At 58.9% G+C, this 12,942-nt stretch carries 9 protein-coding genes; 3 read left to right on the top strand and 6 right to left on the bottom strand.

Annotated features, from left to right (window positions below):
* Positions 1–47 precede the first annotated feature (47 nt).
* The 6 genes from FIV42_RS18365 to FIV42_RS18345 form a co-directional block, all read right to left on the bottom strand.
* Positions 48–437 carry a lasso peptide biosynthesis B2 protein gene (locus FIV42_RS18365; RefSeq protein WP_168210748.1) on the bottom strand — a complete coding sequence of 130 codons (390 nt, stop codon included), beginning with the start codon at positions 435–437 and terminating at the stop codon, positions 48–50.
* Positions 438–495: 58 nt separating this feature from the next.
* Entirely contained in the window at positions 496–1,512 is a 1,017-nt protein-coding gene (locus FIV42_RS18360) for a hypothetical protein (RefSeq protein WP_141199094.1), read from the bottom strand.
* Between the two features lie 24 nt (positions 1,513–1,536).
* Positions 1,537–1,830: a PqqD family protein gene (locus tag FIV42_RS18355; RefSeq protein WP_141199093.1), complete on the bottom strand. Its 294-nt coding sequence runs from the start codon at positions 1,828–1,830 to the stop codon at positions 1,537–1,539.
* Entirely contained in the window at positions 1,827–3,572 is a 1,746-nt protein-coding gene (locus FIV42_RS18350; protein ID WP_141199092.1) for an ABC transporter ATP-binding protein, read from the bottom strand. The genes FIV42_RS18355 and FIV42_RS18350 overlap by 4 nt, the downstream gene beginning before the upstream one ends.
* A 95-nt stretch (positions 3,573–3,667) precedes the next feature.
* The gene (locus tag FIV42_RS30225) at positions 3,668–3,841 is read right to left on the bottom strand and encodes a hypothetical protein (RefSeq protein ID WP_168210747.1); all 174 of its coding nucleotides are present in this window, start codon (positions 3,839–3,841) and stop codon (positions 3,668–3,670) included.
* A gap of 99 nt (positions 3,842–3,940) precedes the next feature.
* Entirely contained in the window at positions 3,941–5,644 is a 1,704-nt protein-coding gene (locus FIV42_RS18345; protein WP_168210746.1) for an asparagine synthase-related protein, read from the bottom strand.
* Between the two features lie 561 nt (positions 5,645–6,205).
* On the opposite strand from FIV42_RS18345, the gene FIV42_RS18340 reads away from it, so the two are divergent.
* The 3 genes from FIV42_RS18340 (at position 6,206) to FIV42_RS18330 (ending at position 12,912) form a co-directional block, all read left to right on the top strand.
* Complete coding sequence (locus FIV42_RS18340; protein WP_141199090.1) at positions 6,206–9,679, top strand: PKD domain-containing protein; 3,474 nt, start codon at positions 6,206–6,208, stop codon at positions 9,677–9,679.
* 247 nt (positions 9,680–9,926) lie between these two features.
* Entirely contained in the window at positions 9,927–11,267 is a 1,341-nt protein-coding gene (locus tag FIV42_RS18335; RefSeq protein WP_141199089.1) for a hypothetical protein, read from the top strand.
* A 37-nt stretch (positions 11,268–11,304) separates the two neighbouring features.
* A complete protein-coding gene (locus tag FIV42_RS18330) occupies positions 11,305–12,912 on the top strand; it encodes a vWA domain-containing protein (RefSeq protein ID WP_168210745.1) in 1,608 nt (535 codons plus the stop codon).
* Positions 12,913–12,942: the final 30 nt, after the last annotated feature.

Genomic DNA, 12,942 nt, shown 5'->3' with positions numbered 1-12,942 from the left:
GGTGATCGGAGCGTTGATCGGAAACGCTTCGTTGGTGCGTCCTCGTGTCACGCCGCGGCCTCGCGAAACGACTCGCGGTAGCCGTCTTCGAAGCCTTTGAAGAGGGTGCTCGGGCCTCCGGACAGTTGCAACTCGAGCCAGGCGTGCCCCTCGAGGGTCCCGCGCTTTCGAAAACCGACAACGATCTGGGCGTCGATCCCCCGACGAGCGAGCCATACCCTGCTGGCGAGCGCTCGCTGCAAGCACTGAGCGCCCGGCACCAGGCGCGATGCACGGTTGGCGAGCAGATCGGCGATCTCGGCCCACTCGTCAGGACTCCGCCTGTCGAACGACGGGAAGCGTTCGGCCCACTGCGCCGCTTCGCCGGCAAGCTTCAGGAGTTGCTCGATGCTGAAGACTTCGGTCGCCAAGCGCGCGATGGCAATTGCGATCAGCATTTCGGTTTGGGCGATCGGATGGAGAGGTTTCATTGACCCTATAGTGGATTTGGTGGTGTCAGGCGGAATCTTTTCTGTCTTCGGCACTCTCGCTTAGACACTCTAAGTCTCTTAGACACTCTCGGAGCGACGGTACATGTGTAGGGTCGCCGGAAGGGGAGCGCAGATATCTGTAGCGGATCACTCTCACCATTCCAGCAAGATCGAGTACGTTCCGAAACAGTCGAGTCTGATACTCGGACGAAGCGGCCGAAAAACTAAAGACATGAGGCATGATGGCAGCAAACGCGGTTTGACCGCTTAATGCGTCGAACCCGAGTTTTAAATTTCCTGTTCTGTGTCGCTCAGCAGGAAGGGGCTCAAGGACAATGAGTCCCGACAAGCGTGTTGGTCTGGACTGAGCATACTGAGCGGCAAGTCGAAACCAGCGCTTTTCGCTCTCCTCATGCAATTGAACGGCATGAATCGCTTCCGGCACCTCGTTTGGCGCGCTCCACAATCGAAGGGCCGGGGCGCCAGGGAGGAGAGAACCGGTCGAAGTGTCGTAAAGGGTCAAATCGTCTGCAACGAGCCTTCCACCATGCTTCAGCAACTCTCCGGCGGTTGTCGATTTTCCCGCCCCAGAGGAGCCAACGAAACTCCACGCCTGCTCGTCGATCTGAACCGTGCTGGCATGAATTCCTAACATGGTGCGATGCGCCAATAGCAGGTACAGCGGTAGAGCGACACGCTCCACCACAGCACCAAGCTTTAAATTGTCTCTGCCACAGTCATCGATCGAATACTCGATGAGATGCTGTGCAGGCTTAAGCTGGAGCGCAAAATCGCCATGCTCGACAAGAAAGCTGTCATCGGCGCGAGAAACCCTGAGTCGTGGTCCGCCAGGATAATCTTCGACATCGTGAAAGCAAGAAAGCGCTTTGTCCTTGATGGCGTCTTGGAGACCTGCTGCTTCAATCAAAGTCAGGGAGGCAACGTCTTCGCGATCGGCGTCCCTTTCAAACGGAAGCACACGATCGGATATGAGTCGACACCCGAAGAGCCCGTAAATTTGTAGACCGCCGTCTTCTCGCAAGCCAACCCCTCGAGCAAGTAGTCTCTAACTTTCGTCCGTTCGAGTGATCAGACCGTGGCAGAGTGCGTCGGAAACGAAGGCGCAGACGTCGGCGAAGAGTTCGTCACGTTCCACTGCAAACTGCTCATCGAGTTGGTCGACTATCTCGCCAATGGACAGGCCGTCTTCAAGTCCCTTCCACACCTGCTTTGCGACCTCGTTCAGGCCAAAGTAGGAGTTCTGTTGGAGATCCAAGACCACAACCTCATCGTCGATCTCCTCCAATACTAGTCCATCTCGAGGCTCGAAACGTTCTGTTGTACCGATACTTTTGCTCATGAACCAGTCTCCCCAATGGAAGAATCCACCTCACATCGAGCGGAAGAACCTTCGTGGGATTGCAACTGCCTTTTAATTCGCCCTTCTTCCATCCAGTAGACCGCGTCAGGGTTGAAACCAGCGGGTACTCGGTGGCCAAGGTACAATATGGAAACGTGATATTCGCGTCGTATCATTTCGAAAATCTCACGACAAAGATCCTCTTGAAGATCCGCTGCGAGTTGATCAATGACCAAGACAGCCGGAGACCTCAGTAGAGCCCGAGCAAGCGCGATGCGTTTTTTTTGTCCGCCGGACAGACATGTGCCCCGCTCACCAACCTGAGTCGCAAGTCCATCCGGTTTCTGTGCAATGACCTCGTCAACGCGAGCCGCGCGAATCGCTAACTTGAAGGCATCCTCAGCGCTTGTTGTCTTTAAGCCAAAGCGAATGTTCTGCTCAATTGAACCACTGAACAAGAAGACATTCTGGCCCACGTATCCAACCCGCTGCCGCCACTCATCCAGCGCGAGATCTTTTAGAGATACCCCGCCAACGGTGATCTGACCATGATCTGGGTCGAAGAGGCGAGGGACCATCTTTCCAGTAGTGCTCTTTCCGGCGCCTGAAGGCCCGAGCAGCGCTATGCGTTGTCCGTGAGAAATGTTGAACGTCAGATTCTCTAACGCCACAAAGGAACGATTAGTCTGCGAATCCGAATACCGGAACGAGACATTTTCGAAAGCGATATCCCACTGGATCTCCGACAACTCTCGAGGATTTCCCGTCTGCTCGAGACGTTCTTCGGAGTCGAATAGTTCCTGTAAGCGCTCCATCGCCGTTACCGCTCGATGCCAACTTAGCATCAACGTTGACGCTGACCGAATAGGTCCAAGGCTTTTGGAAATGTAGAAATAGTAGGCAACCACTGTTCCCACACTGACGGTGCCGGCGATGATCATGTAGCCGCCCCCGACGAGTACTCCCACCAACACCAAGGAGATTCCAAAGTTTAGCAAGGGAAGCAACTTGTTGCGGTGCCTTGCAATCTCCACCTCTGTATCCGCCAGACGCCGACTCTGCTCAGCAAGTCGTTGATCAAATTCGGCGGCCCCGCCATAGACCTTACTTTCTTCGATGCTAGTCAGCGCTTCATGAACGGTGGCGTATACCTTTCCATGGTGTTCGCTGAGCTCACGTGATAGTGGGCGGATCTTGTCCCGAAACAGATAAGCGATGATCAAGGCTGCCGGAAGTGCGGCGAAAGCGAGCAAGGTGAGGGACGGAGCGAGAATGACCAAAATGATAGCGGTTCCACCGATGGTGACCGCCAATTCGACCGCTGCGGGGAGGGTTGATGCGATGAAACTTTTGAGCGAGTACGTATCGTACAGTATACGAGCTGAAAGATCTCCAATGCCACGTGAGCGGTGGTAAGAAAGGGAGAGACCTTGAAGGTGAGAGAACGCTTGACACGTGAGTCGCCGCCGAAAATCCTCGGCCAACCGCGCGACCTCCATGCGCCCATAGTGACGGGTCAAGGAAGCGACGGCATACACAACGACAGCAGCGACACCCAAGCTCCAAAGAAGATTGAGGTCTCGCCGAGGAATTGCGATATCGACAAAGAGTTTGAGTAGGTAAGGTGTAAACAGTGGAGTCGCTGCCGCGAGCACCAGTGCCCCCCCGGCCGCGAAAGTTTTCCACCGCGGCGTCCTGCTCACCACCGACAACAGCCGACTAAAGAACTCAAGCCAAGTCAAGAAACTCCTTACCCTTTGGTCAAGTTACTTGCGCACAACGCAGCGTCCTTGTGAGCATTATAGTGACCAGAGCGCTGATAAGCAGCGGGTCCGCGCTAAAGCGGACGATCCCCTGCCGGGTCCCCGCCGTCACTGGGAAACCCCGAGCTTCCAAGGATGAGATGACGCAACTGTCCAAAAGCGGTCAATTCCGGTGGTGTATAAGATTTGGAGGCCGGACGCTTGGCAGTCTTAGCTTCGCTCTTCTTTTCTTCTTCACTCTTCTTCATATTCGTCTCCGATACGTGGGACAGCAGGACAATCGCTCATATATGCCGGCTACGCAACCTTCGCAGCGCAACTCCCGCACATCACAAGTAAAGTGAGCCTCAACTCATACACTGAGGCGTGTGGTTTGAACCTCGACTCCAAGCCATTGCGGCAAGGGGCAACCATAGAATAAGGCTTCCTGGCAGCTGTCGAGTCCTCGACTGACGCGAAGCTTTCAAATACCGACTAATAAAGTCCGACAGCGACCGATAATCTAACAAACGTTCGACAACGGGCGAGGTCGAGTAGGCATCCCACGCGAGGTCGAGAAGCTTCCGCTCCTGCGCTTCCATTTTGGCGCGAACGAAGGGACAAAACAACCCATGCTTTGGTTTCGAGCACAGATCCTCCGGAAGGAGGCCATTGCAAAGCCTCCTCATCACAGGCCGGTAGTCAGATTCTTGAAAGCTAGTGCAGAGTTCGGGAGGAACGTTTATCCCAAGCTCAAATACCCTCTTGCTCAGATACGGGGAATGACGCACCAGCCCCGTGCGCACGTACTTTCGCCAAGCCATGCGGCGCGACATCTCGTAGCTCCAGCCCTCCAACGGTCCCGTAGGAGACGTGTACTTACGAAGTACGCTTACCAACACAGACGGATAAAGGAATCCAAGCAGCAGGTCGAAGGGCATAAAGCCGTAGTTCAGACGATGTAGAATCTGCTGGCGGCTACGTAATTCCCAATACGAATCAAAGCCCTTCTCGATGAATTGCCGAAGCACCTCCCCCGAAGAAAGTGGCAGCGCATCGACCATGTTTAGTAGAGGATCACGGCGCCGAATCCCTCGCGCTTGAACGGCGAACTCTCCACCATGGCCACCGACGATCGCGGTAGCACCGGTAATATCCCGCGCCCGCTCCAAGAAGATTGTTTCGTATGTCTCTCCCGGATGGAAATAGGGCCCCAACCCCCAGAACGACTGAGGCGCCTCCAGCAAAGCATCTGTCGGCTCATCTGATTCGAGTTCGATTTGGTGATGCTCCAAGCCCAGCTCAGACGCAAGTCTGGCGGCTGCGACCGACTCATCGAACTCCGGATAGGAAGGAAATGACTTGGTTGCAGCAACTGGATTCAAGTTGGGCATGCGAGCCATGATCGCAGCGAGCAACCCCGAATCCAGGCCCGAACTCAAGGCGATTGCCACCCTCCCCCCGCGTCCTGCTGTGCTCTGTAAGTTGATCCGGAGCGCTTGGCGCATTTCTTCGAGCCATGTCTTGCCACTCTTAGCCGTGTCCTCGTGTGTCGGATTCCAGTAACGAGAGGCGGTCGTCTCGAGTCTACGGCCCACATGGACCCTTAGTTCATGTGCTGGCTTGAGGCGACTGACCCCCACCAGGAAATCTTCTTCGCCGGCATCATCCCAAGCAAACGCCAAATGCGATGCTAGCCTCGATGGATTTTGCTCCAGTTGCCTCTGTCGAGAGTCGTACAAATCCAGCAGTTCTGTGCCAATCCAAAGCCCTTGCCTTTCGGTTAGACGATACTGCGTCGGCACGTGGCCAAAGCGATCGCGCCGCCACCGCACAAGACGCAGACGCTGGTCGGCCACAACCGCAGCAATCGGCCCCTCCAAACGCTCAAGAAAGCGGCCTCCAAACTGCTCAATCCCCGCCTTCAGCACCTGGCCCAGGCATGCCTCACCATCGAGTCCGCAGGCGCCGGCGAGTTCGTCGATATTGTGAGCCGAACCGACCCACCCAAATGCTCCGCCACTCCACGCTCCAACACTGCTGCTTGAACTGCCGCCAGCGCGTAGTTCCACGGCAAAGCCACCGATGATGCAATGCGCGCCTCTTCCCTCCGATTTCCCTCGTGACGCCCCGTAGAGCCACGCCCCCGAAGCTCTCTCAGTCGCCCCAATCGGCTCAATGTAAACGTCTAGCTGCGTCATTCTGTTGTAGCTCACATCTCTTCGGTGCCTGCATGCAAATCAACACCAAGCATCTGTGAAAACTTCCGTGAGTCGACTCACCGTGCGGGCAGCTCTGCAGCCAACGAAAGAGTGATGTTGAAAATAGCACGGGCCTCGAATGGGCCGCTCGTGACGAATTCTTGTAACGGCACGCCCACCTATGCTAGCTTTTCATAAAATGATTGAAGAGTCGACCAGTCCCGATGAGAGCGCGGCGAGGCACAATCATTCACATTGCTTCACGACGAAACACGACGCCGAGATGAGCGTCTCGTCAAGCTGCCTGAGCGACGGTCCCTTTTTTTGAAAACACAGCTAATCACGTACGCAACGTGACAAAACGTGACAACATGTCGGTTGTACGATGCGTGCTGAGTCGTAGATCTGGCGATACCAGTGGAGAGTACCTGAATGAAACTCACAAACCATCGGTGGGAGATTGCATCGCTCTCAGTGGGCGCTCTGGCGCTCCTCTTGGCCGCAAGTTGCGGAAACCAAGACACACCGGAGACGACCACACGCAAGTCGAAGATCGAGGTGGATCCACCATCCGAAGTGACGAAGCCAGTCATCGGGGACACTCGACCGGCAACGCCAAAATTTGGTCACGGAATATTCGAGGGCTTCGACTTCGAAGCGGGCCGTGCGTCGGCAACGCTGCTCGGAACTAGCTTCGACGCGCATTTTTCCTCAACTGGACTGGTCCATCTTAACGCGACTCCGACCTACTCGACCGACGGAGTAGCCAAGCGCGAGGACGTACGCTTCGAAATTCCTGTGCCGGCTCTCCAGGTCGGCGCTCGCACGATCCCGTTGGAACTGCAGCACGTGGATTTCCGCGGGGTGCGTGTTGAGCACGAGTATACCCAGGGAGTAAGCGCATTCTACGAGAGGACCCCACGCGGCCTCAAACAGGGCTTCTACATTGACAAGCCATCGAGTTCACCGGACACGATTCGACTGCAATTTCGCAACCCGAATCCTTTTCACGCTGAGCTTGGCAGCGACGGTAAGAGCGTCACATTCATTGATGAGAATGGCCACGGCTTTTCGTGGGACGAGTTACACGTCTTCGACGCAAACGATGACCCGATCGATTCGAGTTTCTATTTAGACGAAGACTCGTACGGGATCCAAATCGACGCCAGTGGTGCCGAATATCCTTTGTACGTCGATCCCCTGCTGGTCGGATCATCCGTTCAACTTGACGCTGGCGCCGACGCAAACGCGGAGGCCAACTTCGGCTACAACGGTGCGATCGTCGGCGACTTGAACAATGACGGATTTGACGATCTCGTCGTCAGCGAGCCGTACTATACGAACCCCGAAACCGAGGAAGGAAGGATTCTCATCTTTCTGGGAAGCGCCAATGGCGTGCAGGCCACGGCGAACATGGCCATTGAGAGCGACCAGAACCCTGGACGCATGGGCTGGAGCATCGAGCCTGTCGGCGACATCAACGGCGATGGCATGGCCGACTTTGCAGTCGGCTCGCCATACGCCAATTCATATGCCGGCAAAGCTCAAATCTTTCTCGGCTCCGCCACTACTTCATCTTCGCCTCAGGCGGTTATTCCCACGCCGTATGCAGAGTTCGACGGCACTGGAGTCGTGGCCTACGGCTGGAGTCTTGCCTCAGGCGACTTCGATTGTGATGGACACACCGACCTTGCAACATCAGGCATCGCCGCGGACAACTTCTCGGGTGAAGTGGCAATTTATTTCGGAAACGCGAATGGCTTTGATGCAACTCCGACCGTCTATTCGAGCCCGACTGGCTCGGGAGAGCGACTCGGAACGACATTGGCTGCCGGCAACTTCAACGGAGACTCCGAAGCCTCCGGCTCGTGTGACGACATCTTGGTTGGTGCGCCACAATTTGACAGTTCTCCAAATGATGATTTGGGACGAGTGCTCTTATTTTTGGGCAATTCGACGCGCACCTTTTCACAACCTGATTGGGAGTACAATGGAGCCCAAGCCGGAAGCCGTAACGGCACCGCTCTCGCCGCTGCTGACCTCAATGGAGACGGATCCGACGAAGTCATCATTGGCGCCAGCCTCTACGATGGAAACCTGTCACTCGACGAAGGGCGGGTGCTGATTTTTGACGGAGTCTCGTCCACCGGAAGTTCGCTGGCCAGTACCCCCTCCGCGATCATTTCGGCGTTCTCCGCTGCCGAACGATTCGGCGTATCGACGGCAAATGTGGGCGATGTTAACGCAGACGGCTATGACGACCTCTTGGTCGGTGCCTACCGACACACGGACACAGTCACCCGCGAGGGGGCCGCATATTTGTTTTTGGGCTCGGCCTCGGGCATCACGCCCAGCAACTACACGTGGAAGCAGACTGGTGGTAGTGAAGGACTGAATAGCTTTAACGAGTACGGACTGGCCGTCAATGGCATGGGTGATACGAACAACGACGGCTATGACGATTTCTTTGTCGGCGCGAACCGTGCTGCAATTCCAGACGGCCAAGGCGGCACGATCACACAAGCCGGCAAGGCCTTCGTCTACTCCGGCGCCCCCACCTGCTATGCCGACGGTCAATTCTGGAGCGACGGCGCCGAGAACCCGAACAACCCCTGCCAAGTCTGCGATGCCTCGCAAGGCAGCACCACCGGCTGGACAAACGTGGCCGACTCATTGATGAAGTCGTGCAACGACGAAGACCTCTGCACCGAAAGCGATGTCTGCGTCGGCGGTGTCTGTACCGGTACGACCAAGGATTGTTCGCTCACGACCCCCGAAGCGTGCACCGAGGGCTTCTGCGACCCCGCTGATGGCCTGTGCAAGACGCGAGGACTCGCCGCCACGACCGAATGTGCGGCAGCGACTTGCGTGTCGGACACCGAGGCCGTGGCTGCGGGTTACTGTGACGGCGATCCCGACGAAGACGGCGCAGGCATGTGCCTGGTGCCGACCGTCGAGGACTGTGCGCCGTTTAAGTGCCACAGCGGCCAAGGCGCTTGTCGCACCTCATGCACCAATGATGGCCATTGCGCCGACGGTGCATGGTGTGACCCGATGTCTAACCAGTGCAGCACGGATAACCGCGCGCCTGAAGCCGACGCTGGCAGTGACCAAGTCACGACCGCCGGCGACACCGTGATTCTGGATGGTACGGCAAGCAGCGATCCGGATGGTGACGACCTTACGTACGTCTGGTCGCATGAAGGTGGCGAACCGGTCACCCTTACCGACGGCGACACGGCCACGCCGTCATTTACGGCTCCCGAGCCCGCACCCGGCAACAACCTGATTACCTTCCAACTGGTGGTCAATGACGGTGAGTCGAGCAGCGCACCGGACACGGTCACCGTGCTCGTGCAAAATCAGCCCAACGAGGCACCCACGGCAGCCATCGACGGACCGACCGAGGCGGTCGCCGGTGAGACGATCACGTTAAGTGGAACGGGAAGCTCCGATCCCGACGGCGATTCGCTGACCTACAGTTGGAGTGTTGCTTCTGGCCAGCCGACACCGGACCTCGGTGATACGACGGGCGAGGAATTCGAAGTCCGCTTCCGCAACGGGATCACTGAGGAGACCACCTACACCTTCCGACTCGTGGTCAACGACGGCAGCGCGAACAGCGCTCCCGTGCTACATGACGTAACCGTACAGCCGGGTAGTGGCGACGATGTCGGCCCTGATGCTGGCCCTGATGCTGGCCCCGACGCCGGCCCCGACGCCGGCGATGATATCGGCTTCGAAGACGTCGGCCAGCCCATCGACAACAACGCGGGCGACCTGTCCGGCTCGAGCTGTGCGTGCACCAACGTGCAGCATGAAGAGCCGACGGCGCCTGTGTGGCTCCTTGGAGCCGCGTTGCTCGGTGGTGCGGCGCTGTGGCGCCGTCGCCGGTGGATCGGCTGACGGTAGCTGCTTGTCGTGAGTAACGAGCCCGGGGCTTTCGGCCCCGGGCTTTTTTGTGCCCATCGCGTGGCACCTATGACATCGACGTCAGCCTCGTGATCTGAATGTCCGACCCGGCCCGTCTCACACGCCCGTTTGCGCACGCTCGCGTGTCGATTACACTGTGGCCCAAAGCTTGCACACCCAACCACCGTCCGCCTCGGGGCCGCCCGAGAGAGTGAGCACGATGAGAGCCAAGAAAGCGCGTATGCATCGTACAAATCGACATCTTTCAACCGGCACTCGTCTCACCTCCGTCGTCGCGCTGGCGATGGCGGTGGGCTCCTGCGGGCCCAACCCCACGCCGCCGTTGATCTCGGCCGAACTGCAGTCGCGGGTCTCCGTGCTCAACAAGTCGCGTGAGATGCATGTGCTTCGGGTGCGAAACCTGCGCCCCGAGGTCCAACTCGACTGCGAGCGCGTCGCCGAGTCGCCCGATCGCTTTCTTCCTGACGATGCGTTCGGGGCGCCGGTGCGCTGGCCGCTTTACTCCGACCAGGAACTCGGCATGGGGATCGACAACACCGATCCTTGGCGCGGCGTCGATGATCTGGGCGGCCGGCCATGTGCGGCGAGTCTGATTGAGAGCGACACCGTCGACGATATCATCGTCTTTTGGGACGATAGCCTGCAGCCCAAGACTTTCGCGTTCGACCCGAATATCCCCGAGTACATCAAGCCCGATCCTCAGACCGTGGTACTGCGCGGTGACTACGAGGACGTGGATCCCGACCAGATCAAATCGTACCGGTTTCGACCCTGCGGCGAATCGCAGGTGTGCGGTGCCGAAGGTGAAGCCGAAGCGGCCGAGATTCCGCCGGGCGCTACGTACTCCTGGGAGTCGGTGGGCGCACAGAAGCTGCACTTCGAGCGCGCCTGGCGGCCGGACGAGCCCCAACAGATTCCCGACGAGTGCAAGATGCCCGGCGCAGGCAAGTCGATGGTCTGGGAGGAGCCTCCCAATGGAGAGTGGGCCCTGCGGCACATCGACGCCGGCATCGATGGATGCCATACCCTCGAACTCGAGCGACGCTATGACGCCGAAGCGCGCCAGAGCTATCTGCTCTGCGCGCCGCTGGAGGCGCTGTCGGCCATCGAACTACGCCAGCAACACGACGTCGTCCTCGAGTTGCGCGCCTTGTCGCGCCAGGGCGGCTTCGATGGCTTGTCGATCCGCGCCGACTACGTCAGCCCCGAAGGGTTCGTCGACGGCAGCGCCCATCTGTTTCTGACCCGTGGCACCGCTATCCCGTCGGACATGGGCGTCGATGCGCGCACCGCTCTTCGAACTGGGTGCGAGCCGATCGAAACACAGTGCGGCCAGATCGATCTGCCCGCCGATTTGCGCCTCGCCGAGACCGGACAGGGTACCGAGGTGCTCGCTCCCGGCGAGTCCCTCGCGTTCGACGACGGAAGACGCACCCTGCACCTGGTACGCGCGCTCGAGCGCCCCGTGCTCGACCCGCAATGCACCACAGACGAAGTCTCGCAGCGCCTCGGCGTCCGCGGCTATGGCTATATCGAAGCAGTCTCAGTGATCCGTTACTGATTGGATGATGAACGCTCACCGAAGTTGGAGAAGAACCATGCGTGCACCCATACCCAAGCTCCCCGTTGGCCGCCTGTCGGCGATCTTGGTCGCCATCGCCCTGCTCTGCGCCGCCGGCTGCGCCGATGACTCCAGCGCCGGATTCGACAGCCGTGCGATGGCACCGGCCAATAACTCCGGCGGCTCGACCGGCGTGGGCCAGTCGGGCGCACAGGATTTCGGCCGCTTCCGCACGCTCGTCGAGCAGGGCGAGATTCCTGCGCCGAGCACGCTCGACGCCGTGGGCTTTTTCAACGAGCACAAATTCGAGTTGCCGCCGGCTGACTGCGGCGATGACATCTGCCTGCACGGCATGTTCGGCGTGCAGGGCAACATGATCAACGGGTCGAACTGCACCACCGTTGCGATCGGGTTCAACACCCCGCACCAGCCCGATGACTTCCAGCGCCCGCCGCTCAACATGGCGATCGCCATCGACACCAGCGGCTCGATGCACGGCGCTTCCATCGATTCGGTGCGCCAGGGCTTGCAGCTGATGGCTGACGAGCTCGCGCCCAAGGACGAAGTGGCGCTGGTCACCTACTCGAACAACGCGCAGCTCGTTTTCCGGTCGACGCCCGAAAACGATCCTGATCGCGCCGAGCTCAAGACACAGATCGCCAACTTGTCGGTGGGTGGCTCTACCAACATCTACGACGGGCTCAAGAAGGCCGCCGAGCAGGTCACCACTCACGCTGCCGGCGACCGCCAAAACCGGGTCATCCTGCTGTCCGACGGTTTGGCCACCGCCGGGATCACCCACACCGATCGCATCATCAACCTGGGCGCCTCTTACGCTCAAAATGGCGTTGGGCTGACCACCATCGGTGTGGGCCGCGAGTTCGACCTCGAGCTGATGCGCAAGCTCAGCGAGGCGGGCGCGGGTAACTTCTACTTCATCGAAGACCTCACCACCGTCGAGGAGGTGTTCGTCGAGGAGATCAGCTCCTTTATGGTCCCGCTGGCTGAGGATGTCAGCGTCACCTTCGATGGCGCCGAGGCCTATCGTTTCCGCGCCGCCTACGGCACCCGCGACTGGATGGGCGACGATCATGACGCCAGCATCTATATCCCGGCCATGTTCATGGCGAGTCGCCAGAGCATCGACGACATCGGCCCGGGCGGCGGACGACGCGGCGGTGGTGGTGTGATCTTGCTCGAACTCGTGCCGACCAACGATCCGGACATGCTCGCCCAGACACCGGCTGGCGCGCCGGTGGGAGATCTCACCCTGACTTACCGCAAGCCGGGCACCGAAGACTTCGTCGAGCAGACGATCTCGTTGTCGAACCCGCTGGCTCCGGGCGAGACGCCGGCCGAAGGTGAGTTCGAGAATTTCACCGTCGAAAAGGCCTTTGTGACGCTCAACATCTACGCCGGCTTCAAGATGGCGACCGATCGCGCCTCCCACGGTGCGCCGAATGCGGCGCTCAACGTGTTGGTGCCACTGGCCGCCAACGTCGAAGCGTGGCTTGCCGCCCAGGAAGAGGCCGATGCCGACATCGAGGCCGATCTCGCGTTGATGTACCAGCTCATCGAAAACATCGAGGAGATTGGCGGCGAGGAAGAGGTCGGGCAGCCGCCCAACCCGTGGCCGAGCGATTGAGCTCTGGTTGCCGAGGGTGGGCGGAGGTGG

The sequence above is a fragment of the Persicimonas caeni genome, assembly GCF_006517175.1.
Taxonomy (GTDB): Bacteria; Myxococcota_A; Bradymonadia; order Bradymonadales; family Bradymonadaceae; genus Persicimonas; species Persicimonas caeni.
Note: the sequence above shows the minus strand (reverse complement) of the source record. Positions and strands in the feature narration are given on the sequence as shown.